General features: G+C 37.8%; 22 protein-coding genes. 12 read left to right on the top strand and 10 right to left on the bottom strand.

Annotated features, from left to right (window positions below; all coding sequences use genetic code 11):
* The 5 genes from M0G43_RS07255 to M0G43_RS07235 all read right to left on the bottom strand — a co-directional run bounded on the left by M0G43_RS07255 (position 1) and on the right by M0G43_RS07235 (position 8,006).
* A complete protein-coding gene (locus M0G43_RS07255; protein WP_248024721.1) occupies positions 1–1,266 on the bottom strand; it encodes an MgtC/SapB family protein in 1,266 nt (421 codons plus the stop codon).
* Between the two features lie 75 nt (positions 1,267–1,341).
* Positions 1,342–3,762 carry a sodium-translocating pyrophosphatase gene (locus M0G43_RS07250; protein ID WP_248024720.1) on the bottom strand — a complete coding sequence of 807 codons (2,421 nt, stop codon included), beginning with the start codon at positions 3,760–3,762 and terminating at the stop codon, positions 1,342–1,344.
* Between the two features lie 108 nt (positions 3,763–3,870).
* Positions 3,871–4,398, bottom strand: a complete 528-nt coding sequence (locus M0G43_RS07245) for an inorganic diphosphatase (protein ID WP_248024719.1) — start codon at positions 4,396–4,398, stop codon at positions 3,871–3,873.
* Between the two features lie 70 nt (positions 4,399–4,468).
* Entirely contained in the window at positions 4,469–6,967 is a 2,499-nt protein-coding gene (locus tag M0G43_RS07240) for a DUF5686 and carboxypeptidase-like regulatory domain-containing protein (protein WP_248024717.1), read from the bottom strand.
* Between the two features lie 61 nt (positions 6,968–7,028).
* Positions 7,029–8,006, bottom strand: coding sequence for a pyruvate dehydrogenase complex E1 component subunit beta (locus tag M0G43_RS07235; RefSeq protein WP_248024715.1), 978 nt, complete (start codon positions 8,004–8,006; stop codon positions 7,029–7,031).
* A 224-nt stretch (positions 8,007–8,230) separates the two neighbouring features.
* Between M0G43_RS07235 and M0G43_RS07230 the strand changes: the two genes are divergently transcribed.
* The 7 genes from M0G43_RS07230 (at position 8,231) to M0G43_RS07200 (ending at position 14,893) form a co-directional block, all read left to right on the top strand.
* The gene (locus M0G43_RS07230; RefSeq protein WP_248024714.1) at positions 8,231–8,881 is read left to right on the top strand and encodes a hypothetical protein; all 651 of its coding nucleotides are present in this window, start codon (positions 8,231–8,233) and stop codon (positions 8,879–8,881) included.
* A 217-nt stretch (positions 8,882–9,098) separates the two neighbouring features.
* A complete protein-coding gene (locus M0G43_RS07225) occupies positions 9,099–9,845 on the top strand; it encodes an electron transfer flavoprotein subunit beta/FixA family protein (protein WP_248024713.1) in 747 nt (248 codons plus the stop codon).
* Positions 9,846–9,866: 21 nt separating this feature from the next.
* The gene (locus M0G43_RS07220) at positions 9,867–10,829 is read left to right on the top strand and encodes an electron transfer flavoprotein subunit alpha/FixB family protein (protein ID WP_248024712.1); all 963 of its coding nucleotides are present in this window, start codon (positions 9,867–9,869) and stop codon (positions 10,827–10,829) included.
* Positions 10,830–10,942: 113 nt separating this feature from the next.
* Positions 10,943–11,551 carry a bifunctional nuclease family protein gene (locus tag M0G43_RS07215; RefSeq protein WP_248024711.1) on the top strand — a complete coding sequence of 203 codons (609 nt, stop codon included), beginning with the start codon at positions 10,943–10,945 and terminating at the stop codon, positions 11,549–11,551.
* A gap of 95 nt (positions 11,552–11,646) precedes the next feature.
* Positions 11,647–13,359, top strand: coding sequence for a nucleoside transporter C-terminal domain-containing protein (locus tag M0G43_RS07210; protein WP_248024710.1), 1,713 nt, complete (start codon positions 11,647–11,649; stop codon positions 13,357–13,359).
* Between the two features lie 159 nt (positions 13,360–13,518).
* Positions 13,519–14,343: a thymidylate synthase gene (locus tag M0G43_RS07205; RefSeq protein WP_248024709.1), complete on the top strand. Its 825-nt coding sequence runs from the start codon at positions 13,519–13,521 to the stop codon at positions 14,341–14,343.
* Positions 14,344–14,353: 10 nt separating this feature from the next.
* The gene (locus tag M0G43_RS07200; RefSeq protein WP_248024708.1) at positions 14,354–14,893 is read left to right on the top strand and encodes an energy transducer TonB; all 540 of its coding nucleotides are present in this window, start codon (positions 14,354–14,356) and stop codon (positions 14,891–14,893) included.
* A 33-nt stretch (positions 14,894–14,926) separates the two neighbouring features.
* On the opposite strand, the gene M0G43_RS07195 is transcribed toward M0G43_RS07200, so the two are convergent.
* The gene (locus M0G43_RS07195; RefSeq protein ID WP_248024706.1) at positions 14,927–15,223 is read right to left on the bottom strand and encodes an isoamylase early set domain-containing protein; all 297 of its coding nucleotides are present in this window, start codon (positions 15,221–15,223) and stop codon (positions 14,927–14,929) included.
* A 295-nt stretch (positions 15,224–15,518) separates the two neighbouring features.
* On the opposite strand from M0G43_RS07195, the gene M0G43_RS07190 reads away from it, so the two are divergent.
* From M0G43_RS07190 to lspA, 5 genes are all read left to right on the top strand, one after another.
* Positions 15,519–16,427, top strand: coding sequence for a dihydrofolate reductase (locus tag M0G43_RS07190; RefSeq protein WP_248024705.1), 909 nt, complete (start codon positions 15,519–15,521; stop codon positions 16,425–16,427).
* Between the two features lie 6 nt (positions 16,428–16,433).
* A complete protein-coding gene (locus M0G43_RS07185; protein WP_248024704.1) occupies positions 16,434–17,333 on the top strand; it encodes an alpha/beta fold hydrolase in 900 nt (299 codons plus the stop codon).
* 9 nt (positions 17,334–17,342) lie between these two features.
* On the top strand, positions 17,343–18,899 hold the full coding sequence (locus M0G43_RS07180) for an NAD(P)/FAD-dependent oxidoreductase (RefSeq protein ID WP_248024703.1): 1,557 nt from the start codon (positions 17,343–17,345) through the stop codon (positions 18,897–18,899).
* Positions 18,900–19,006: 107 nt separating this feature from the next.
* Entirely contained in the window at positions 19,007–19,900 is an 894-nt protein-coding gene (fabD, locus tag M0G43_RS07175; protein ID WP_248024702.1) for an ACP S-malonyltransferase, read from the top strand.
* 3 nt (positions 19,901–19,903) lie between these two features.
* On the top strand, positions 19,904–20,389 hold the full coding sequence (gene lspA / locus M0G43_RS07170) for a signal peptidase II (RefSeq protein ID WP_248024701.1): 486 nt from the start codon (positions 19,904–19,906) through the stop codon (positions 20,387–20,389).
* 37 nt (positions 20,390–20,426) lie between these two features.
* On the opposite strand, the gene M0G43_RS07165 is transcribed toward lspA, so the two are convergent.
* The 4 genes from M0G43_RS07165 to M0G43_RS07150 form a co-directional block, all read right to left on the bottom strand.
* Positions 20,427–20,618 (bottom strand): hypothetical protein, encoded by a 192-nt coding sequence (locus M0G43_RS07165; protein ID WP_248024700.1) that lies wholly within the window; start codon positions 20,616–20,618, stop codon positions 20,427–20,429.
* Between the two features lie 171 nt (positions 20,619–20,789).
* Positions 20,790–22,067, bottom strand: coding sequence for a metal-dependent hydrolase family protein (locus M0G43_RS07160; protein WP_248024698.1), 1,278 nt, complete (start codon positions 22,065–22,067; stop codon positions 20,790–20,792).
* Positions 22,068–22,077: 10 nt separating this feature from the next.
* Positions 22,078–23,094: a UDP-glucose 4-epimerase GalE gene (gene galE / locus M0G43_RS07155; protein ID WP_248024697.1), complete on the bottom strand. Its 1,017-nt coding sequence runs from the start codon at positions 23,092–23,094 to the stop codon at positions 22,078–22,080.
* Positions 23,095–24,234, bottom strand: a complete 1,140-nt coding sequence (locus M0G43_RS07150) for a DegT/DnrJ/EryC1/StrS family aminotransferase (protein WP_248024696.1) — start codon at positions 24,232–24,234, stop codon at positions 23,095–23,097. It abuts the gene before it with no gap.
* Between the last annotated feature and the right edge of the window lie 68 nt (positions 24,235–24,302).

The raw sequence follows: 24,302 nt of genomic DNA, 5'->3' as shown, positions 1-24,302 counted from the left end.
TTAAAAATGCCAAGATTGTGGCCAGAGCCAAATGATGAGAAGACCAGTGATTACTGAAATTCCAAAAGAAAGAGCAACCCATTTGGCAATATCTTTTGCACCAATGACTATTGCCATCACACCTTTGAATACCAAATTTGAAATGGCTGCCAAAAGTATCAGTTTCCAGCCTAAATCGGTTTGAAGGCGCTCGGCTTTAACCATTTGTGATAGCGACAGCGTAATAGCATCGACGTCGGTGAGCCCACTGATGATGGAAACAATGTATAATGCTTCCTCACCAAATTGTCTTTTAGTGAAAGCTACCAATAGCAAAATGAAACCATACAAAAGTCCGAATATAATGGCGCTTTTCAGTTGTGCAGGATTTTCAGGTTCTGGCATTTCATCGCCTTTTGCATCTTTATTGATAAAATAGAATAGCGTCACAGACATAATTGCCAAGACTACAATTTCTGCAATAAGTGGTAACATTAGCTGCGGTAATTTCTCCGGAACCACCACTGCGACTTCCACTAAAACCCGTACCATTGATACTGCAGATGCTGCAGTAATGACAAAAACTGCTATCTTGGCCAGATTCTTTTGGTCTTTTGTTTTTCGAGCGTAGCTCACAGTAGTTGCAGTGCTGCTGATGAGGCCTCCCAAAATTCCATTGGAAATGATGCCAACTTTTTTGCCAACCAATTTGTAGATGAAGTAGCCAAAAACACTGATTCCCACAATCAAGGTTACCATCAACCAAATGTTCTTTGGATTGATAACATCGAGAGGTCCAATGGTTCTATCGGGAAGAATAGGGAGCACAATCAAACTAATTCCTGCCAAGGTCATAATAGCAGAAAGGTCTTTGTTACTCATCTTTTCAATGAAATCGTGCAGATGCTCTTTGACGTAAAGCAGAATCGCCATCGAAGCACCAACAAGAACACCTATCAACTGACTTCCGACCACCAGATAAGCGCCTATTGCAAACATCAGCAAGGCAGCAACTTCTGTAGTTTGCCCGACATCAGCCTCATCGAGTTTTTTGATTTTGATATAATTTGCCATAATGAGCATCGCAGCAATGCAAAGGCCAAGAATGGGCAATATGTATGGATTGTTATAATCCCGTGTCAAAAATCCAGCGATGACACCCAAAACAGCAATCAGCGTGAACGTTCGTACGCCTGCCATTTCATTATCGGTACGTTGTCGCTGAAGTCCAACCAAGAGACCCAAACCAAAAGCAATACCGAGGGTTGTCAAATCATTATAATCCATCTTACCAAATTACGAAATTTCGCATAAAAAAACCCTATCGATAAGATAGGGTTCATTTTACTGAATAAGCGTGGCTTACTCTTTATCTTTGATTTTGATTTTCACACCTTCAACGTCTTTCAATTGTTCACGAACTTCTTCTTCAGTTCCTGTGAAGGTTTTTGTTTCAGTCATCGTTTCGCCATTAACCGTTTTTCTGATTTCAACATTTGCTGTTACTTGGTCATTACTATCATTCTTCAGCATTTCCACAAATGTTTCTGTTTTGTTGGCCATATCTTCACCACCTTCAATAATACGTTCTTCAATGACCTCGATATCATTTTCAACTTCCATAATATCAGAAGAATGGCCACCTAAAATAGGAGCAATCACTAGACCTACCAAGCACGTCAATTTAATCAAGATGTTCATTGAAGGACCAGAAGTATCTTTGAAAGGATCACCCACAGTATCACCAGTAACGGCAGCTTTGTGAGCATCACTTCCTTTGTATTCTACTTTTCCATTGATTTCAACACCAGCTTCGAACGATTTTTTAGCATTATCCCAAGCACCACCAGCGTTGTTTTGGAAAATAGCCCACATTACACCACTCACACAAACACCAGCCATATAACCACCAAGAGGTTCAGCACCAAAAATCAATCCGATGACGATAGGAGTAATAATGGTAATCAAACCAGGAACAATCATTTCCTTTAGAGCGGCTTGTGTAGAAATTTCAACACATTTACCGTATTCCGGTTTGCCAGTTCCTTCCATAATACCAGGGATTTCTCTAAACTGACGACGCACTTCCTGTACCATTTGCATTGCTGCTTTTCCGACAGATTGCATTGCTAAAGCAGAGAATACCACAGGAATCATTCCACCTACGAAAAGTGCAGCCAATACATCAGCCTTAAAGATGTTGATACCGTCAATTCCTGTAAAGGTTACATATGCAGCGAATAGTGCCAATGCTGTCAACGCAGCAGAAGCAATTGCAAAACCTTTACCAACAGCAGCAGTCGTATTTCCCACAGAATCCAAAATATCGGTACGCTCACGTACTTCTTTAGGCAATTCGCTCATCTCGGCCACTCCACCAGCATTATCAGCGATAGGTCCGAATGCATCGATAGCCAACTGCATCGCAGTGGTTGCCATCATTGCAGATGCAGCCAAAGCCACACCATAGAAGCCAGCCAACTCATAAGAGCCGTAAATAGCAGCTGCAAACAAGATAACTGAAAGTAAGGTCGATTTCATACCAACTGCCAAACCAGCAATGATATTGGTTGCCGCTCCTGTTGAACTATTTCTAACAATATCCAACACTGGTTTTTTACCAAGACTTGTATAATAAGCTGTTACTGTCGAAATCAATGCGCCAACCGCCAAACCGATACACGCAGACCAGAATACATTCATAGAAGGGATTTCTTTGTAACCTTCGCCGAAAAATTTCATCGTCATTATTTCAGGCAACATCCAATCAATTAGGAAGTAGCTCGCCACTAATGTCAAGATAATGGATACCCAGTTTCCTGTATCCAAGGCTCTTTGTACTTGTGCTTCTTTAGCAGAATTATCTTTGATGCGAACCAAGAACGTTCCTAAAATGGACGCTAAAACACCAACACCAGCAATGACCAATGGCAATAGAATAGCTCCCATTCCATTAAACGTTTCATTCACCATACCATTGTCGGCCATATCCTTAATGATGTAGTTACCCAACACCATGGATGCCAATACCGTCGCTACATAAGAACCGAACAAGTCAGCACCCATACCAGCCACGTCACCTACGTTGTCACCTACGTTATCCGCAATGGTGGCAGGGTTGCGAGGGTCATCTTCTGGAATACCAGCTTCAACTTTACCCACAAGATCAGCTCCAACGTCAGCAGCTTTGGTATAGATACCACCACCTACACGTGCAAATAATGCAATAGATTCAGCACCCAACGAGAAACCAGCAAGAGTTTCTAAAACAACCGTCATATTATCGTAGAAAGAGCCTTCAGCTCCCATAAATTGTCCCAAGAAGAACATAAAAAATAAGCTCAATCCCAATACAGCTAAACCAGCCACACCAAGACCCATTACAGTACCACCACCGAAAGACACTTTCAAGGCTTGTGGTAAACTTGTTTTGGCAGCTTCGGTAGTACGAGCATTCGCTTCAGTAGCGATACGCATACCGATATTTCCTGCCAATGCAGAGAAAAATGCACCAAAAATAAATGCTGGAACAATCATCCAGCTTGTAGTGTCTACTATTTGAGAAATGCCGAACAAAGCGGCAGATGCTATCACTACAAAAATCGCTAACAACTTATATTCAGCATTTAAAAATGCCAATGCACCTTCTTTGATGCTTTTTGAAATTCCTTGCATTTTAGCGTCACCAGCAGCTTGCTTTTTAACCCAAGCCATCTTGACGAACATAAAGAGGAGCCCTAAAATTGCCAATGCGATTGGCACATAAATCATATTTTGTTCCATATTAATTTGATTTGTTGATTGCTGGCAAAAGTAGTAAAATCTGTAAGAATTAAAAAAACCCTTATACTTTATTATATAAGGGCTTAAGTTATGATTTTGATTTATTGATCAAATGGTAAAATTTCCATTCGCTTTATGTTCGCTATTTTCATAGCGTTCGATGCACTTATTAAGAATTTCATAAGCTTCACTAGCATTACCCCAACCGCCTACATCAACTTTTTTCTCTTCAAGATCTTTGTAAACTTGGAAGAAATGCTCAATTTCTTTAATCCTGTGAGGATTTAAGTCTTCAATGTCTTGATATTTGTTCCATATTGGATCTGAAACAGGGACGCAAATCAATTTTTCGTCTGGTCCTTTTTCGTCGGTCATATGAAATACACCTATTGGCTTTACTTCCATAACACACATTGGAAAAGTTGGCTCTGTTCCCAACACCAAAACATCTAAAGGATCTTTGTCCAATGCAAGTGTTTCTGGTATAAAACCATAATCACCCGGATACATCATTGATGAGAATAGCATTCTGTCAAATCTGATTTTTTTCAGTTTAAAATCATATTCGTATTTGTTTCGGCTTCCTTTTGGGATTTCTATAAGAACATCAATGGTTTTTTTTCCTGTGACTGTCATTTTCTATTTTTTAGGGGTGCAAAGATACGGAAGTCCTTAAGTTTTGCAATTAAATTTTGAAGATTTAAGTTTAAAAATAAAACCCAAAACTACCAGTGACACCAAAATTTCTAGCATCTGGAACATTTCTGTAATTTCCTCGGAAATTGAAATCTAATCTAAAGACTTTAAATATGTTGCCAACTCCAAAACTGTACTCGTAGTAGATTTTATCTGTTGGAGCGTTGTAAATAAGCCCAGAGGCATTTAAATCTTTATTCTCTTGCGAAATATCTCCCCAAACACCTCTAACCCCAACAATTTCTCGAAGATTATATTTTCTTAAGAAAGGAATTCTAGAGAAAAAACGTCCATTGAAGTTATGTTCCAAATGGAATGAGGTGTAGGTATCGGTAACGAATTCGTAAAAATCCAATTGCGAAAAGGTATTGTAAATTGAAAAATACGATTGATTACCAGGTACTACACTTAAAAGACCCAAAGGAACTTCTCCGAAGGTTTTTCCTGCTTCAACTGTTGTGGTCAAACGACCAAAACCACCTACAGCCCAAGGTTGAATGTATGAAAATTGAACTTTCGTATAGTCAAAATCACCATTGAAAACACTTTTATCGCCACGCGTCACCTGCGCAAAAAGGCTGGCAAAATTGTCATTTGCAGTGCGACGCTCTACGCCGAATCCTGTCATTTTGCGTTTTGGAAAGTATGAAATCGAGAAAGCGTTTTCATATTGCCTAACGGTCGAAGCAATGCCTGTTGGCGATTCGGGATCAAAATAATCGAGACTGAATGTTTCCGATGCAGACTCCAAAGTTCGATAGCTCAAACTTGTCCTAAAGACCAGATTCCTTACGGGCTCCATTTCAATGGAAAAAGTCGTAAGATTGATATTGGTCAGTTTATCATTTGGTGCTGTAGTCAACACAGCTGAAGAAGCCAAGCTTCTACCCAAAACATCGGTCGAATTTGTTAAGCTGGCACCTATTTGTTCAACATCACGTCGATTTCCACCAGAAATAATCAATCGATTCTTTTTGTCGAGAAGCCATTTACCCGAAATTCCATATTTGAATTTATCATCTTTAAATCCATATGCGAGAAATCCTTCAACTCTCCATAAATCGTTTGGTCCAAAATAGGTTCTTCCACCTGTACGTAAACGAACACCTTCCACCTGATTGAAGCCGAAGGTTGAAAAAATTGGACCATAATCCATATTGATACTAGGAAATTCAATATAACCTGAAGCCAAAATGCTTCCCAAGTTGTAAAGCCGTTTGAATTTCTTGACCGTTTTGAGGGTGTCCAGCATTTTATAGACACCTCGTTCATCTTGATTCAATGCTTCCAGACGGTTTTCTTCCCAAAAAGAATCATCCCGATTGTAAACATCTTGATCGTAGTCGTAAACTTCCTTTGTATAAAAACTTTCGTCTTTCTTAATATTGAATTGATAATTGTTGAACAAGGTCGTTCGCTTACCATAAACACCTCTTGATTGCTCTTTTTTGTTGAAAGCAAAATCCGAAAGCATATAATCACGCTTGATAAGAAATACCGAATCATTCAACACTTCAAATTCCTGTTCGATATAAATCTCTTTTACCCAATTGATGTTGGCGCTTTTGGAAGCTTGCATATTGATTTCCTTAATGGCAAATGTGGAATCATTCACCCAGAAGTCACCTTTAAAAGTCAACTCGTTTTTACGTCGAGGATAATAAATGATGTTGTAGCACCATTTATTGTCGATATAGGCACTGTCTGACAAAACATAGTTGTAAGTGTTGATACCAGTGGTTGATATAGGGCTGACAAAACTTTTGTCAAAGAATTTCAGATAGTTATCGTAGATGTCATATTCCGAATATAAATCATCCACAAAATCAATAATAATTTGATTGTTGCTAAAGCCTGAATTTTTATTACCCTTGAGGTCTTCTTTTTCTTTATTTAAAACATTATCACCATACACAATGCTTGAAGCTTCATTCAAAAAAATTGGTAAATACGTTTTTCCAGTAACTTTTGAAGTGTCAACTTGGTCAAACACAAACTCCATTCCTTTGAAAAGTCTGCTTTTAATTAGGGAACTATCAATGGTGTTGAGGTCAAATTCAACCTTTTCGTATTTGTTGTATTGATATTGATCAAATTTCTTGAGTCCGTTTTTACGCTTTCGCTCCCAAATCTTTTTTAAGATGGCTATTGCAGGATTTTCAGATTCCTTTTTGGATTGTTTTCCTGTAACAATAACCACTTCATTGAGTTGTGAAGCAGCTTCTTTCAGGATGAGTTTTAAATCGTAGTTGATTTTTTTTGTCAACGTCACTTCCAATGTTTCATAACCTAAAAAGGAAACATTGACCACATCCCAAGTATTGCTCGATTCTAGATAAAATTTACCGTTTTCATCAGTGATGGTACCTTCAGTAGAACCTTTGAAAAATACATTGGCATAAGCAACAGGCACATTTTGTTCATCTAAAACATATCCACTGATTTTGGTCTGTGCCAAGGCGGAAATAAAACCGAAGAAAAAAATTGGGACAAGTAGTTTTAGATTCATAAGCAAAAAACTTCATCAACAATTGTGCTGATGAAGTCTATATAACGCAAAAAAATGCGAATTATTTATACATAACTTTTTTCACCGCTTTAATGACATCTTCGCTGTTTGGTAACCATTCTTCCAATAATACAGGAGAATATGGTGCAGGAGTATCGGCAGTGTTTAATTTTACAATTGGAGCATCTAGGTAATCGAATGCTTCAGACTGAACAATATATGTGATTTCGGTTGCGACGTTTCCAAATGGCCACGCCTCTTCCAAAATAACCAATCGATTCGTTTTCTTTACAGATTCCAAGATGGCTTTTTTGTCCATTGGACGCACGGTACGAAGGTCAATAATTTCACAGGAAATACCTTCTTTTTCCAATTCATCAGCAGCTTTGTAAGCTTCTTTGATGATTTTTCCGAAAGAAACAATCGTGACGTCTTTACCTTCTCTTTTGATTTCAGCAACTCCTAAAGGGATTGTGTATTCACCTTCAGGAACTTCACCTTTGTCACCATACATTTGCTCACTTTCCATAAAGATTACAGGATCATTGTCACGAATGGCAGATTTCAATAAACCTTTGGCATCGTAAGGATTAGAAGGTACAACAACCTTTAAACCAGGAGTATTTGCGAACCAATTTTCGAAGGCTTGAGAATGCGTAGCACCCAACTGACCAGCAGAAGCAGTCGGTCCTCTAAAGACAATCGGACAACTGAATTGCCCACCAGACATCTGTCTGATTTTGGCTGCATTATTGATAATTTGGTCAATACCAACCAATGAGAAGTTGAAAGTCATATATTCTACAATCGGTCTGTTGCCAGTCATAGTAGAACCTATGGCAACTCCAGCAAAACCAAGTTCGGCAATAGGAGTGTCAATAACACGTTTCGGGCCAAATTCATCTAACATTCCTTTAGATGCTTTATAGGCACCATTGTATTCGGCTACTTCTTCACCCATCAGGTAAACACTCTCATCGCGACGCATTTCCTCGCTCATCGCTTCAGCAATAGCTTCTCTAAATTGAATTGTCTTCATTGTAAAATTTTAATTCGAATAGCAAAAATAGGAATTATTGACAATATAAATATTGAAAAATCACTAATGACATAAGAAATAAAATTTTTATGAACCACAAAACCACACAGTGTATGAAGTAGTCAATAAATTTTTAAATCAATCATATTTAAATAAATTTTCTATATTCGGACCATAACAGGATAAAACAATTCAATATGGTTAAAAGAAGTTTATTTTTTGCAATGGGACTACTAATTTTTGCTTGTAGCAGCAATGATAGTCCATCTGATTCATCTAATTTTGATAGCGCAGACTACATCTATTTTATGTCTGGAAAAATTAATGGTGAACCATTTTTATTTGGACAAAGAGTTGATGCCACAACACTTGATTATTCCCCAGGTTTAAGTAATACACTTCCAGCAGTTTGTGCCTATTATCCTGATACAGGAGGATATAACTATCATCCTTTTTTATATCCAAATTTAGATGACGAGAATCGACCTTCAATAGGAATGGAATTTGTGAGATTTCACTTGTGCTCGGATGAGGCTTACCAATCAGAAACTTTTAATGATAAATTTCCTATAGGAGAATATGATTTTGCTTCCAGTAACGAACCTTCTAATGGACCGACCGGAAAAGTTGGTGTCAATTATAATCCAATTGCAACACAAGGGCCTTTTTATGACACCTACGGCGGAGACCAAACCGGAAGCTATTTTAGTATAATTTCCTCTATACCAGCTAATTCATATATTTTGGAAGTCCAAGTCGGTACTGCACAAATAATTGAAGGCAATTTTGCGGTAAAACTATATAATACAGAGGATTCTTCGGATGTGATTACAATAACTGATGGCAGGTTTAAAATGATACCTAGTCTTCAATAGAAATTTTATTAAAAAGTAAGGGTCAAAATTCTAGTTTATGATTTGATCCTTTCTTTTTTAAATTTATTATGCACGCATAGTAAATATGTCGACTAAAATATTTAACTTCGTATCCGATTAAAAATACATTGCGGTTTTAGGAAAATCAGTCAGTTTTCAACACAGAAAATTCGAGAATCATCAATAAAACCACTAACTTTTAAAAAATACCATAAAAATGAAAATACTCGTATGTATTAGTCACGTACCAGATACGACTTCAAAAATCAATTTTACAGATGGCGATACCAAGTTTGATACTAATGGTGTTCAATTTGTGATTAATCCAAATGATGAGTTCGGTTTAACTCGCGCTATGTGGTTCAAGGAAAAACAAGGAGCTACAGTAGATGTTGTCAACGTTGGAGGTCCAGAAACAGAACCTACACTTCGTAAGGCTTTGGCTATTGGAGCTGATGGTGCCATCAGAGTAAATACACCTGCGACCGATGGATATGCGGTAGCAAAGCAATTGGCCAATGTAGTGAAAGATGGTGGATATGATTTGGTGATTGCAGGACGTGAGTCTATTGATTATAATGGTGCAATGGTTCCTGGTATGTTAGCTGAACTAATCGGAGCTAACTTTGTAACCAATTGTATCAATCTTGAAGTTGATGGAACAAATGCCAAGGCTGTTAGAGAAATTGATGGTGGAAAAGAAACTGTTTCTACAACGTTGCCTTTGGTCATTGGAGGGCAAAAAGGTCTGGTTGAAGAAAGCGATTTGAGAATCCCAAATATGAGAGGTATTATGATGGCGCGTCAAAAACCATTAAAGGTGATGGAACCAGTTGATGTTTCAACGGAAACGTCAACAGTGAAGTTTGAAAAACCTGCACCTAAAGGAGCGGTAAAATTGGTTTCTCCAGATAATTTGGATGAGTTGGTCAGTTTACTTCACAACGAAGCGAAAGTCATTTAATTAATTTCAAAAAAGAAAAAAATGTCAGTTTTAGTATATACAGAATCAGAAAAAGGGAAATTCAAAAAAGCAGCTTTTGAGGTTGCTTCTTACGCTAAAGCCGTTGCAGATCAAATGGGAACTACCGTTACTGCAATTGCTGTCAATGCCGATGATGTTTCTGAATTAGGGACTTATGGTGTTGATAAGGTTTTGAAAGTGAATGATGGTAAAATGGATGCGTTCAATGCCAAAACTTATGCTAACGTTATTAAGCAAGCCGCAGAAAAAGAGGGAACTAAAGTTGTTATCTTAAGCCAAAGTGCCGATAGTAAATATTTGGCGCCAATTTTAGCCGTAAATCTTGACGCTGGTTACGCTTCAAATGTGGTTGCTGCACCTACCAGTGCGTCACCTTTTACAGTGAAGCGTACTGCTTTTACAAATAAAGCATTCAATTTCACAACAATCGATACAGATGTAAAGGTGGTTGGCGTTTCAAATAATTCGTTCGGATTGGTTGAAAATTCTGGAAGTGCGTCTGCTGAAGCATTTTCTCCAAATATACCAGATAATGGAGTCCATGTGGATTCAGTTGATAAAGCTTCCAATAAGGTAAGCATTGCAGATGCCGAAATTGTGGTGTCTGGAGGTAGAGGTTTAAAAGGACCAGAAAATTGGGGAATGATTGAAGAGTTGGCAAATGTCCTCGGAGCTGCAACGGCTTGCTCAAAACCAGTTTCGGATTTAGGTTGGAGACCGCATAGTGAACACGTAGGTCAAACAGGTAAACCAGTAGCTTCTAACTTATATATTGCAGTCGGAATTTCAGGTGCGATCCAGCATTTGGCAGGTATCAATGCTTCGAAGGTAAAGGTGGTTATCAATTCAGATCCAGAGGCACCATTTTTTAAGGCAGCCGATTATGGAGTAGTGGGCGATGCATTTGATGTAGTGCCTAGACTTACGGAAAAACTCAAGGAATTTAAGGCTCAAAACGCATAATTTTAGTAACTTGTAACAGCAAATGGACTGTTTGAATTAAGACTAATTGACAAAATTTTCTTTCGTCAGTTGCTAAAGTCCTAATTTAAACAGTTATTTGTGCTTTAAAGAATATGAGTTTAGTTCGGTTAAACATAAAAGGAATTTCTTACAGCCAAACGCAAAATGGTGCGTATGCTTTGATATTGAATGAAGTAGATGGCGATAGAAAACTGCCTATTGTTATAGGAGCGTTTGAAGCTCAATCCATAGCGATTGCATTGGAGAAAGAAATTCGTCCTCCTAGACCGTTGACTCACGATTTATTCAAGAACTTTGCTGACCGATTTGACGTCGTTGTGAAGCAAGTCATCATCCATAAACTTGTAGATGGTGTTTTCTATTCAAGTCTGATTTGCGAACGGGATAAAATCGAAGAAATCATCGATGCTCGCACCAGTGATGCCATTGCGTTGGCATTGCGTTTTCAAGCGCCTATTTTCACTTATAAAAATATCTTGGATAAAGCTGGAATTTACCTAAAAGTGAATCCGAAGAAAGAGGATGAACAAGAAGATAGTATCTTGGTTGATGATTTAGTAGCCGAAGAGTTGGAATCTTCATTTCAGGAAACCTATAAAGGCAAATCCATTGAAGAACTGCATACGATGCTTGATGAAGCAGTAGCCAACGAAGACTACGAAGCTGCTGCGAAAATCCGTGACGAAATTTCCAAAAGATAATCATTGAAAGTGTATGAATGGTATTTATCAAAATTTCATTTATATTGCAATGATACTTTTGATATTACTTAACTTACCAAACTAATTTTTCAAAGATGAAACAGTTGTTGTTAGCTTTAACGGCTATTTTTTTTGCAATCACTTTTAACACTTTTGGGCAAACCGTTGAAAAAACTTGGCAACTAGATGCTGTTAAAAATCAAGAGGGCATCAATTTATATAACATTAATGCCTCTGCTGATTCACTTCAACTAAAGAATGGTGAGTTTCATTTTTCGATAAAAGATAAAGACAGTCTTGATGCTTCAGGTAATTATTTGTATCAAAATAGTCTGTTGATTTTTTATTACGACAATCCTTCAGATAAAGTCGAAAGATTTAAAATCAGCCAGCTTACAGATTCCACTTTGGTGTTTTCAGGTGCCGAAGCGTCTTATATTTTCAAATCTCCAAATGCAAAAACTGCGGTAGTAACCGAGGCAACAACAGAAGGAATCGTTCCAAGTGAAGGTTTTTCTACAAATAGCTTGATGAGAGGTGTTTTGGGAATGGCTGTATTGTTGTTGCTATCATTTTTATTGAGTACCAACCGAAAAGCCATCAACTGGAAAACGGTTGGGTTCGGTTTGGTAGCACAATTGTTATTGGCGATAGGTGTCTTGAAAGTACCATTTGTCCAAAAAGTCTTTGAAACCATTGGAAAAATGTTTGTAAAAGTTCTTGAGTTCACACAAGCAGGAAGCACTTTCTTATTGGGCGGAATGATGGATGTCAACAGTTTCGGATTTATTTTTCTATTTCAGGTTTTGCCAACCATTATTTTCTTTTCGGCATTGACATCTTTGTTGTTTTACTTGGGAATTATACAAAAGGTGGTGTCGGCTATGGCTTGGGTTCTGACAAAATTATTGGGCATTTCTGGAGCAGAAAGTTTGAGCGTCGCAGGAAACATTTTCCTTGGTCAAACGGAAGCACCTTTGATGATCAAGGCATATCTAGAAAAGATGACACGCTCCGAAATTTTATTGGTAATGATAGGAGGTATGGCAACTGTTGCTGGCGGTGTATTGGCAGCATATATCGGATTTTTGGGAGGCGAAGACGAAGCATTGAAGATTTTTTATGCAAAGCACCTTTTGACTGCTTCTGTAATGGCAGCTCCTGGAGCTATCGTTATTTCCAAAATTTTATATCCACAGCAACAAGAAATCAATTCAAATATCGAAGTTACACAGGAAAATATTGGATCGAATGTGTTGGATGCCATAGCAAATGGAACTACGGAAGGATTGAAATTGGCTGCCAATGTTGGCGCAATGTTGTTGGTATTTATTGCCTTCATAGCAATGATCAATTACGGGTTTGGAAAAATAGGAAGCGTCACAGGTTTGAACGCTTGGATTTCGGCAAACACGCCTTATGCAGCTTTGTCATTGGAGTTCATTTTGGGTTACGTTTTCTCGCCATTGATGTGGTTAATTGGTGTTGCAAAGGAAGATATGGCATTGATGGGGCAACTACTTGGAATTAAATTGGCCGCAAGTGAATTTGTTGGATACATACAATTGGCAGAGCTCAAAAATGTCGCAAGTGCCACACATTTAAAGTTTGAAAAATCCATTATTATGGCAACATATATGCTTTGTGGATTTGCAAATTTTGCCTCTATAGGAATTCAAATTGGAGGTATTGGGTCATTGGCGCCAGGTCAGCGTAAAACACTGTCAGAGTTTGGCATTAAGGCTTTGATAGGTGGTACAGTAGCTTCACTTCTATCAGCAACAATCGCTGGGATGATTATTGGGTAATTCAAATACCTACGAAGGTTAGAATCTATTCTTTAAAAGTTAATAACTTTTGATATAATTTGAGGGTCACGTCGGATAGATTTGACCCTTTTTTTTATTTTTAAAATCTGAAATAATTCAGAGGATTTAAAAAGATTTCCACTTTCGTGGAAAATAAATATGAAACAATATCACGACCTCGTAAGGCACGTTATGGAAAACGGAAACCAAAAAGGTGACCGAACAGGAACAGGAACTAAAAGTGTTTTTGGATATCAAATGCGTTTTGATTTGAGTGAAGGTTTTCCAATGGTAACCACCAAAAAGCTACATTTAAAATCGATTATTTATGAACTGCTATGGTTTTTGAAAGGTGATACAAACATAAACTACTTAACCGAAAATGGCGTACGTATTTGGAACGAATGGGCTGATGAAAATGGTGATTTAGGCCCTGTTTATGGTCATCAATGGCGAAATTGGAACAGTGACGAAATAGACCAAATCGAAGAGATAGTTCAAACACTGAAAAATAATCCTAACAGTCGAAGAATGCTAGTGTCTGCTTGGAATCCTTCGGTTTTGCCTGATACTTCAAAATCTTTTTCTGAAAACGTAGCAAACGGTAAAGCTGCGTTGCCTCCGTGTCACGCCTTTTTTCAGTTTTATGTGGCTAATGGGAAATTGTCCTGCCAGCTCTATCAACGCAGTGCAGACATCTTTCTTGGAGTGCCATTCAACATTGCTTCTTATGCATTATTCACGATGATGATGGCTCAAGTTTGTGGTTACGAAGCAGGTGATTTTATTCACACATTCGGTGACGCACATATTTACAATAATCATTTTGAACAATTGGAATTGCAACTGTCGCGCGAACCAAGACCACTTCCGAAGATGATTTTAAACCCAGAAATCAAGAACATTTTCGATTTTAAATTTGAAGATTTCACCTTGATAGATTACAATCCGCATCCGCATATCAAAGGCGTAGTGGCTGTTTAAAGTTTAGGAAATGAAATATTTAATTTTTTTGTTTAGCTTTCTTATTAATATTTCAGGATATTCTCAAAAAAATATACCTGAAGAGATTGAGATAATAGAGGTAGGAGAAGTTTCCGGAGAAGATTATGAAGTTCCGTTTGTCGTTATCGAGAGAGCTCCTGTGTATAAAGGATGTGCTGAAAATTTGGACAATTCTGAATTAAAGAAATGTATGTCTGAAAATATTACGAAACACGTTCTTAAAAAATTTAATATCAATGTTGCCAAAGGATTAGGATTGCCAGATGGAAATGTAAGAATATTGGCGATGTTCAAGGTAAATAAAGAAGGAGAGGTTACTGAAATAAATGTTCGCGGTCCACATCCCGATTTGGAGAAAGAAGCTTTTAAGGCTATTAATTCACTTCCAAAATTTGAAAAACCTGGTTTTCAAAAAGGAAAAGCTGTCATTGTGCCTTATGCGCTACCAATTGTCTTTAAGGTTGACAATTCTCTGTATCTTTCTGAAAAGGAAAAGAAAAAACTTCAAAACAAAAAAGAGCTCCCTTAAAAGAGAGCTCTTTAACTATTTATATACAAATAATTATACGTTCAAAACACCGTTTTCAGAACCAAATTCATTCCATTTGTATGAATCTGCTTGGTCATCGTTTACATAAGTGCCATCAACCAAATATCTAAATTCGTAAGAATTGTCCTTTTCCAAATCAACAGTACCTCTAAAGTTACCATTCTTGAATTTTTTAAGCTCTAACGCTTTTTTCTCATTCCAGTCATTAAAAGTACCTACTACTTTTACTTTTTTTGCGTCTTCAGCAGGTAAAGAAAAAGTTACTTTACAAACTGGTTTGCTTTTCAAATATTGTTTTGTAATTGCCATAATCCTAGTTAATTAATTTTTTGCAAATGTATGAAACAAACTTAATTATGCACTCAATAAATATCTTAAGTTCAAAGAATTATCAATTTGGTAATATTAGACATCTAATTAATTAAAGTTTTGAAAAAACTAATAGTTTCATTAGCAGATTTTTATCAAAGCAAATAAATGTTTGAAGCTGGTTTTCAGCATATTTAGCGCTAAAACGTTTTCGTGTTCTGGCTACTTCCAATTGCAATGAAAGATTCCGATATCATCAAAAATTATTTAACTTTACATAACAAACATTAAAACTATGTTCGGAAAAAAGAAACCAGTTCCTCAAATAGACAAAGACCAAATGGAACTTATTGAAAATGCACAACGTCGCATCAAACAAAAGAAGCGATTGTTTGCGCACTTCGTAATTTTCTTGATTGGCGCTGTTTTTTTAATCATTCTCAATATCGTCTTGGGCATTGGTGAAAACACAAAGTTCTTCGAGATGGATTGGTTTGTGTTTGCCATATTGGCCTGGTTATTTTTGTTTCTATACCATCTATTCAGTGTTTTTGTGACCGATAGGTTTATGGGTAAAAAATGGGAGCAACAACAGCTCGATAAGTTAGTTGCAAAGCAGAATGAGCGTATAGCTCAACTTGAAAAATCAGTGGAGACGACTCAACCTAAACCGGTACAACCTACTTCTGCCGAGGAAAAAAAAACTTCAATAGTTAATGGTCTGACACTGATAGTTGCAGCTGGTGAAAACGATGCAATTGGTAAAAACAATCAACTTATTTGGCATTTAAGTGATGATCTTAAACGCTTCAAAAGTCTGACTTCTGGACACTGCATCATTATGGGGCGAAAAACTTTTGAAAGTTTTCCAAAACCTTTACCAAATAGAACTCACATTGTCATTACAAGACAATCCAATTATCAAGTGCCAAATGGTGTGATCGTTGTTAATAATTTGAATGATGCTTTAGACGCGGCAAAAGGTGATCAACAACCATTTGTTATTGGTGGTGGTGAAATTTACAAACAGGCGATGCCATTTGCTTCTAAAATTGAAATGACCAGAGTGCACGAAAGCTTTGATGCCGATACGTTTTTTCCAAAAATTGATAGTGACATTTGGACAGAAATTGATAAAACATTTCATTCGAAGGATGCTGTACACAAATACTCGTTTTCATTTATTACTTATATACGTACATAGCCGATTATGAAACATATTGTTTTTCTGTTTTTCGCACTCACTACAATGACCTTGATTGCTCAACAAGAGCAATCGATTCAATCCGGAAAAACTAAAATTCATTTAGAAATTTTCGGAAAAGGAAAGCCTTTGTTGATTATCAATGGAGGACCTGGAATGAGTAGTGAAGGTTTTGGATCTCTTGCAAAAGAATTAGGTAAAAATAATCTCGCCATTATTTACGACCAGCGAGGTACTGGTAAATCAAAAATCGACACTATTTCCTCAAAAACCATGACTATGGATTTAATGGTTGAAGATATTGAAGCTATTAGAAAACACTTGGGCATTGAGGAATGGGCAATATTGGGACACTCATTTGGTGGAATGTTGGGGTCATATTATACATCAATACACCCTGAAAAAGTGAACGGTTTAATATTGTCGTCTTCAGGTGGCGTCGATTTGACATTGCTTTCTACGCTAGATATCACTTCCCGATTAACTCAAACACAACGAGATTCTTTAAATTATTGGACACAACGGATACGACGCGGAGATTCATCACACTTTGCTGCACTTAAAAGAGGCAACTATTTAGCGCCAGCTTACGTATATGACAAAACACTTGTTTCCATGGTTGCAGAACGACTGACTCAAGGTAATATGCGGATCAATGGCTTACTTTGGGAAAATATGAGAGAAATTCATTTTGATTGTAAAGATTTTTTAAAAAATTTCAAAAAGCCAGTTTTAATAATCCAAGGAGAGCAAGACATAATTGGAAAAGAAATAGCAGAAGCCACTCATAAGCTTTTCAGAAATTCTGAAGTTATATACATTGATAAGGCTGTCCATTATGGTTGGTTGGAGCAACCAGAGTTGTATTTTGGACATATCAGACGTTTTTTAACAAGTTTGAATTAATTTTGCCATATGGTAAAAGACCTGCAACTTCGAATTACACTCCAAGAAGAAAAACTTCCTAATATCCTAATACAGAAAGCTGCCGAATGTTTGGATGTTTCAGAAGATACCATTTCAGGACTAAAGATATTGCGCAAATCGATTGATGCGCGAAAGAAACAGATTATTTTTAACTACAAAGTATCTGTTTACATCAACGAGCCAGTGCGTGAAGAGTCTGATTATAGTTTTGACTACAAAGATGTTTCCAATACCAAGCCAATACATATTGTAGGTTTTGGACCAGCTGGAATGTATGCGGCATTGCGATGCATCGAATTGGGTTTTAAACCGATTGTGTTGGAACGAGGCAAAAACGTTCAGGACAGACGTCGCGATTTGAAAGCCATCAATCAAGACCATTTTGTAAATGAAGATTCCAATTATTGCTTTGGTGAAGGTGGCGCAGGAACTTATTCTGATGGTAAATTATACACTAGAAGCCTTAAAAGAGGAGACGTTAGACGCATTTTCGAAAATCTGGTTTTTCACGGAGCAACCGACCAAATTTTAGTAGATGCACATCCGCACATTGGTACCAACAAATTGCCAAAAGTGGTTCAGAACATTCGGGAAACTATCTTAAAGTATGGAGGCGAAATCCATTTTGAAACCAGAGTGACCGATTTCATCATCAAGGCTAACAAAATCAAAGGCATTCAATTGCAAAATGGAGCTGAACTCGAAGCCAATCGCGTGATTCTGGCAACTGGTCATTCGGCACGCGATATTTTCTATTTGCTTCACAAAAAGGAGATTGCATTAGAAGCAAAATCTTTTGCAATGGGGGTGCGTGTGGAGCATCCGCAACACATTATCGACTCCATTCAATACAGTTGCGTGGGTGAGCGCGATGAGCTGTTGCCTGCTGCCGCTTATAGTTTGGTAGAACAGGTGAATGAGCGTGGTGTGTACTCATTCTGTATGTGTCCTGGCGGTTTTATTGTCCCAGCTGCTACAGCCAATGGTGAAGTTGTGGTCAACGGTATGTCACCTTCAAAACGAAACAATCTATTTGCCAATTCTGGAATCGTTGTTGAAATCAATGCGGAAAAGGATTTGTATAAATATGAGCAATTTGGTGTGCTGAAAGCTTTGGAATATCAAAAAGATTTGGAGCGTTTGGCATTTACAGCTGGCGGAAGAAGTCAAGTAGCACCAGCGCAACGCCTGACTGATTTTGTAGAAGGCAAACAATCCATTGATTTAAATGCAACATCTTACCAGCCAGGATTGAAATCAGCACCTTTGCACTCTTTGTTACCAAAATTGATTGGCAGCCGATTGCGAACAGGATTCAAAGCATTCGGACAAAAAATGAAAGGTTATTATACTGAAGAAGCCAACATTGTTGGCGTGGAGTCTAGAACCTCATCACCAGTCAGTATTCCCAGAAATGAACATTTGGAACATCCACAAGTCCAAGGCTTGTTTCCTTGTGGTGAAGGTGGTGGCTATGCTGGTGGCATCATTTCCGCTGCGATGGATGGCGAACGTTGTGCCGAAGCTGCTGTAATGGGTTTGTAAAATCATCCTGATTCTTGATTCTAGAAGCGACTTGTATTGAGCTTGTCGAAATAAGCGGTCTTATGTCTGTTAAAATTCCTATTTTTGCTGCATTAAAATAAATTCAAATGAAAGCATATATATTTCCAGGTCAAGGCGCGCAATTTACAGGAATGGGTCTTGATTTATATGAAAAATCTCCTTTAGCTCAAGAACTTTTTGAAAATGCAAACGATATCCTTGGATTTTCAATCACAGATGTGATGTTTGAAGGTTCCGCCGAAGACTTAAAAGAAACCAAAGTTACACAGCCAGCAGTATTTTTACATTCAGTAATCTTGGCAAAGACCTTGGGAGATAATTTCAAACCAGATGTGGTTGCTGGTCATTCTTTGGGTGAGCTTTCTGCGTTGGTTGCAAATGGAACACTTTCTTTTGAAGATGGATTGAAATTGGTGTCAAAGCGTGCTTTGGCTATGCAAAAAGCCTGCGAATTGCAACCTAGTACGATGGCTGCAATTTTGGGGTTGGAGGATGCATTAGTTGAAGATATTTGTGCCAAAACGGAAGGCGTTGTGGTTGCTGCCAATTATAACTGTCCAGGTCAATTGGTGATTTCCGGCGACATTGAAGCCATCAATAAAGCCTGCGAATCTATGAAAGAAGCGGGAGCAAAGCGTGCGTTGGTGCTTCCTGTTGGTGGTGCTTTTCACTCGCCTTTAATGGAGCCTGCACGAGAAGAATTGGCTACCGCTATTGAAAATACATTGTTCAATAAACCAAACTGTCCTATTTATCAGAATGTAACGGCTAATGCAGTTATTGATGAAAATAATATTAAAAAGAATTTGATTTCCCAGTTGACTGCGCCAGTACGTTGGACGCAATCAGTTCAGCAAATGATTGCCGATGGAGCGACATTGTTTACTGAAGTTGGCCCAGGAAACGTCTTGCAAGGTTTGGTCAAAAAAATAGATAGAGAAGCACAAACTGCTGCTGCAACTTTTGAATCTAACGTTTAGTCTATGAAATTATCCAGAACTCTTGGCATCATTTTATTGATTGTTGCCAATATCGCCATTGACCAGATTTCAAAAGTAATTGTTAGGGCAAAGGTCAGTCCTTTTAGTGAAACTCCAATCATTGGAGATTATTTTACCCTTCACAATGTTGAAAATAAAGGTGCTTTTTTGGGAATGGGAAGTGAATTGAGTGATACATCAAGGCTAATTTTCTTGTTGATTTTGCCAATTTTGGTTTTAGGCTACGTCATTTACTATATCTTGAGAAACAGAACACTGGACAGAATGAGTCTGATTGCTTTTTGCTGTATTGTTGGAGGAGGTATTGCCAATGTTTTTGATAGAATAGTTTATGGTTCTGTTACTGATTTCTTCCATATAGATTTGGGTGGCGTTTTCAGGACAGGAATTTTTAATGTTGCAGATATGTCTGTAAGTGCTGGAATGATAATGCTCTTGATAGCCAGTTTTCGAAGTAAAAAGAACTAAATAAAAAAAGGCCTCCAATTTGAAGGCCTTCTTAATTTTATCTTGTCAATATACAATCATCACAATCTTTTACTTCCCCGTAATAAGTCTGTCTGTATTTATGGAGAGTCTTGTAAGGAAGATTCAAAAATTGCTTTTTTACATAAGTCACTTTCGTCTGCAAAACACCCATTTTTGGTGTAAAACGCTCTTCGTTTTTGGTCTCCCTTTTAATGCTTATCAGTTTCATTGTATCAAGTTTCATTGAGTACAAAGTAACAAATCACATTTTTAATGAACAAATATTACAACTTAAATCATTGTTAATCAGAAAATTATTTAGAATATTTTAAAGAACTAAAGAATTAATTAGCATATTCACAATGATAACACTATTGATTGCGAAATTCCAAACCAAGCATTATTGTTTATAAACTTTTCCTTCTTTCATCACAAAAACAACATTTTCCATTGTTTTAATGTTTTGCGTTGGGTCATCATCAGTGGCAATGATATCTGCAAAAAAACCAGATTTAATTTGACCTATTTCATCTGTCATATTTAGAATGACAGCTGGCGTAATCGTAGCGCTTTGAATGGTTTTCATCGCGGGCATTCCCGCTTCAACCATATAGGCAAACTCTCGACCATTTTCACCGTGAAAAAACACGCCTGCATCGGTTCCAAATACAATTCCGACGCCTTTTTTGTAAGCTCTTCCAAAAGTATCCTGAATTTTTGGCCCAATTTCAAGTGCTTTCGGAACAATCACTGCAGGATAGTAATCTTTAATTTTTGCATTGTCGGCAACAGTTCTTCCAGCAGTAATCGTAGGAACTAAATACACATCATATTTTTTCATAAGCTCCATAGTTTCATCGCTCATCAAAGTACCGTGTTCTATGGTTTTTACGCCACCCAAAATCGCACGTTGCATCCCTTCATCTCCGTGGGCGTGGGCAGCCACGTGAAAGCCGTAATCTTTTGCAGTGTCGCAAATGGCTTTTATTTCTTCAACGGTAAATTGAGGATTTTGCCCACTTTTAGCCACACTCAACACACCACCTGTTGCAGTAATTTTGATTAAATCGGCGCCATTTTTATAGCGCTGTCTTACGGCTTTGGCGGCATCATCAATACTATTCACAACACCTTCTTTTGGCCCTGGATCTCCCATCAATTCTTTTTTACTACCATTGGTTGGATCGGCGTGGCCACCTGTAGTAGCCAATGATTTTTCAGCCGTGAAAATTCTTGGCCCAACCACTTTTCCTTGATTGATAGCATCACGTAAAGAAACATTTACGCCACTTCCGCCAAGATCTCGAACTGTTGTAAAACCTGCCATCAAGGTGACTTCGGCATAATGCAAGGAATTAAAAGCCATATCAGCATCATTTAAAGTATATTCTTCTAAATAGGCATTCGGATTTGTCTCACTTTCGATATGCACGTGCATATCCGTTAGCCCAGGCATAACAGTTTTATCTTTAAGGTCAATAATTTTATCTTCAGCAGTTGTTGGTTCGATAAATCCATTCTCGACCGAAACGATTTTCTTCCCAGAAACGATGATGGTTTTGTTAGTCAAAACTTTTCCTTCTTTTGTGTCGATTAACTTTCCGCAATGGATGTAAGTATTTTGTCCAATCAACAAGGTAGAAGTTAAAAGGACAAAAAATAGAAGAAATTTTTTCATTATGATGGTTTTAGATGTTTCTAATATGCTGTTCCCACTTCCAGGCAGAGTCCATCGCATCGTCAAGAGTTGATTCAGCTTTCCACCCAAGGTCATTATTCGCTTTGGCTGTGTCTGCATAAGCTTGAATGACATCGCCCTCTCGTTTGGGGGCAAATTTATATGGCAACTCTTTACCTGAAACTTTTTCAAAAGATTTAATGACTTCCAATACAGAACTTCCTTTGCCTGTTCCCACATTAAAAGTCTCATAATTATATTGATTCTTTCCGTTAATCAAACGTTCTAAAGCTATGACATGTGCTTTTGCCAAATCGACCACATGAATGTAATCTCTAATGCAAGTGCCATCTGGTGTTGGGTAATCATTTCCAAAAACAGACAGCTCCTTACGAAGACCTGCAGCAGTTTGGGTAATAAAAGGTACTAAGTTCTGCGGAACACCTATTGGCAATTCACCAATTTTAGCAGTGGGATGCGCTCCGATGGGATTGAAATAACGTAACGAAATGGCATTCAATTTCGAATGAACTTTGCAGGTATCCTTGATGATTTCCTCACCAATTTGTTTCGTGTTTCCATAAGGAGATTCAGCTGGTTTAGTAGGTGCATTTTCGGTAATTGGCATTTGATCCGCTTGACCATAAACAGTACAGGACGAGCTAAAGATAAAGCTGGCCTCTAGTTGCACAACCGATTTTAGCATATAAATAAGCGTATTCAGATTGTTTTCATAGTAAAGCAAGGGCTTTTCCACACTTTCACCCACCGCTTTACTGGCCGCGAAATGAATGACACCTACAATATCGTTATGAGTTTCAAAGAAGGTTTCAACTTTCTGTTTATCTCTTAAATCGAATTGCTCAAAGAGAGGAGTCTTGCCAGTTATCGATGCGATGCCGCCTAAAACTTCAATGGAAGAATTCGACAAATCATCAATAATGACAACCTCAAAACCTTTTTGTTGCAATTCAACAACAGTATGAGAACCTATAAAGCCTAAACCTCCTGTAACTAAAACCTTCATTTATAAATTTGAGTTTACAAAATTAATAACTGCTGAGGTGATGAATTCAATCTGCTCATCATCTAGTTCCGTATGCATTGGCAATGAAATCACTTCCTTTACCAATTGATTGGTAACAGCAAAATCTTCTTCATTATATCTTGAATCTTTATAAGCTTTTTGAAGATGAAGTGGAATTGGGTAATACACACCACAAGGAATGCCTTTTTCGCCCAAATGTTTCACCAAAGCATCTCTATCAGCGCCTTTAACTTTTAAAGTATATTGATGGAACACGTGATTGTCTTCATCACCTTCGCGATGAGGTGTGATGATGTTTTCGTGTCCCTTAAAAGCTGTATCATAGGCATTGGCAGCTTTGATTCTTGCTTTATTATAATCATCCAAATGGGGCAATTTAGCATCCAAAACGGCTGCTTGTATCGAATCTAATCGAGAATTGACACCAACCACATCATGATGATAACGCTCATACATACCATGATTCACAATGCCTCGAATGTAATGCGCCAAATCATCATCATTGGTAAAAATCGCACCTCCATCACCATAGCAACCTAAATTCTTGCTCGGAAAAAACGACGTTGAAGCCACATGTCCAATAGTGCCTGCTTTGGCTTTAGTACCATCGGCATAAGTATAAGTTGCGCCGATAGCTTGTGCATTGTCTTCAATAACATAAAGATTATGTTCTTTCGCAATAGCCATAATGGCTTCCATATTGGCGCATTGCCCAAATAAATGTACAGGAACAATAGCTTTGGTTTTCGGAGTAATAGCTTTTTTGATGGCGTCGATATCAATATTGAAGGTATCTGGGTCAACATCTACCAAAACAGGTGTCAATTGCAACAAAGCAATAACTTCCACCGTTGCTGCAAAGGTAAAATCTGCCGTGATGACTTCATCGCCTGGCTTTAAATTCAAGCCCATCATCGCTATTTGAAGGGCATCTGTTCCGTTGGCACAAGGAATGACGTGTTTGACGCCTAGATACTGCTCCAGGTTTTTTTGAAATTCGTGGACTTTTGGTCCATTAATATATGCAGTGTTGTCAAGTACTTCTGCAATTGAGGCATCCACAACGTTTTTGATTTTGGAATATTGACCCTTTAGGTCAACCATTTGTATTTTATTCATCGGAAGAAATTATGCATTTAGTATGCTGCGATTGATACGCATCATAAGGTAGCGAATTTACAAAATTG

The organism is Subsaxibacter sp. CAU 1640 (assembly GCF_023156585.1).
GTDB lineage: Bacteria > Bacteroidota > Bacteroidia > Flavobacteriales > Flavobacteriaceae > JBPOFM01.
The sequence above is the reverse complement of the archived record's forward strand: the minus strand, read 5'-3'. Positions and strand labels throughout refer to the sequence as shown.

What these genes read in the sequence shown, in the direction of transcription:
- M0G43_RS07235 (WP_248024715.1), bottom strand. Translation starts at nt 8,006, where the DNA reads ATGAAGACAATTCAATTTAGAGAAGCTATTGCTGAAGCGATGAGCGAG.
- M0G43_RS07250 (WP_248024720.1), bottom strand. Translation starts at nt 3,762, where the DNA reads ATGGAACAAAATATGATTTATGTGCCAATCGCATTGGCAATTTTAGGG.
- M0G43_RS07185 (WP_248024704.1), top strand. Translation starts at nt 16,434, where the DNA reads ATGAAACATATTGTTTTTCTGTTTTTCGCACTCACTACAATGACCTTG.
- M0G43_RS07195 (WP_248024706.1), bottom strand. Translation starts at nt 15,223, where the DNA reads ATGGCAATTACAAAACAATATTTGAAAAGCAAACCAGTTTGTAAAGTA.
- M0G43_RS07215 (WP_248024711.1), top strand. Translation starts at nt 10,943, where the DNA reads ATGAGTTTAGTTCGGTTAAACATAAAAGGAATTTCTTACAGCCAAACG.
- M0G43_RS07255 (WP_248024721.1), bottom strand. Translation starts at nt 1,266, where the DNA reads ATGGATTATAATGATTTGACAACCCTCGGTATTGCTTTTGGTTTGGGT.
- M0G43_RS07150 (WP_248024696.1), bottom strand. Translation starts at nt 24,234, where the DNA reads ATGAATAAAATACAAATGGTTGACCTAAAGGGTCAATATTCCAAAATC.
- galE (WP_248024697.1), bottom strand. Translation starts at nt 23,094, where the DNA reads ATGAAGGTTTTAGTTACAGGAGGTTTAGGCTTTATAGGTTCTCATACT.
- M0G43_RS07210 (WP_248024710.1), top strand. Translation starts at nt 11,647, where the DNA reads ATGAAACAGTTGTTGTTAGCTTTAACGGCTATTTTTTTTGCAATCACT.
- lspA (WP_248024701.1), top strand. Translation starts at nt 19,904, where the DNA reads ATGAAATTATCCAGAACTCTTGGCATCATTTTATTGATTGTTGCCAAT.
- M0G43_RS07245 (WP_248024719.1), bottom strand. Translation starts at nt 4,398, where the DNA reads ATGACAGTCACAGGAAAAAAAACCATTGATGTTCTTATAGAAATCCCA.
- M0G43_RS07165 (WP_248024700.1), bottom strand. Translation starts at nt 20,618, where the DNA reads ATGAAACTGATAAGCATTAAAAGGGAGACCAAAAACGAAGAGCGTTTT.
- M0G43_RS07200 (WP_248024708.1), top strand. Translation starts at nt 14,354, where the DNA reads ATGAAATATTTAATTTTTTTGTTTAGCTTTCTTATTAATATTTCAGGA.
- M0G43_RS07225 (WP_248024713.1), top strand. Translation starts at nt 9,099, where the DNA reads ATGAAAATACTCGTATGTATTAGTCACGTACCAGATACGACTTCAAAA.
- M0G43_RS07190 (WP_248024705.1), top strand. Translation starts at nt 15,519, where the DNA reads ATGTTCGGAAAAAAGAAACCAGTTCCTCAAATAGACAAAGACCAAATG.
- M0G43_RS07205 (WP_248024709.1), top strand. Translation starts at nt 13,519, where the DNA reads ATGAAACAATATCACGACCTCGTAAGGCACGTTATGGAAAACGGAAAC.
- M0G43_RS07160 (WP_248024698.1), bottom strand. Translation starts at nt 22,067, where the DNA reads ATGAAAAAATTTCTTCTATTTTTTGTCCTTTTAACTTCTACCTTGTTG.
- fabD (WP_248024702.1), top strand. Translation starts at nt 19,007, where the DNA reads ATGAAAGCATATATATTTCCAGGTCAAGGCGCGCAATTTACAGGAATG.
- M0G43_RS07240 (WP_248024717.1), bottom strand. Translation starts at nt 6,967, where the DNA reads ATGAATCTAAAACTACTTGTCCCAATTTTTTTCTTCGGTTTTATTTCC.
- M0G43_RS07180 (WP_248024703.1), top strand. Translation starts at nt 17,343, where the DNA reads ATGGTAAAAGACCTGCAACTTCGAATTACACTCCAAGAAGAAAAACTT.
- M0G43_RS07230 (WP_248024714.1), top strand. Translation starts at nt 8,231, where the DNA reads ATGGGACTACTAATTTTTGCTTGTAGCAGCAATGATAGTCCATCTGAT.
- M0G43_RS07220 (WP_248024712.1), top strand. Translation starts at nt 9,867, where the DNA reads ATGTCAGTTTTAGTATATACAGAATCAGAAAAAGGGAAATTCAAAAAA.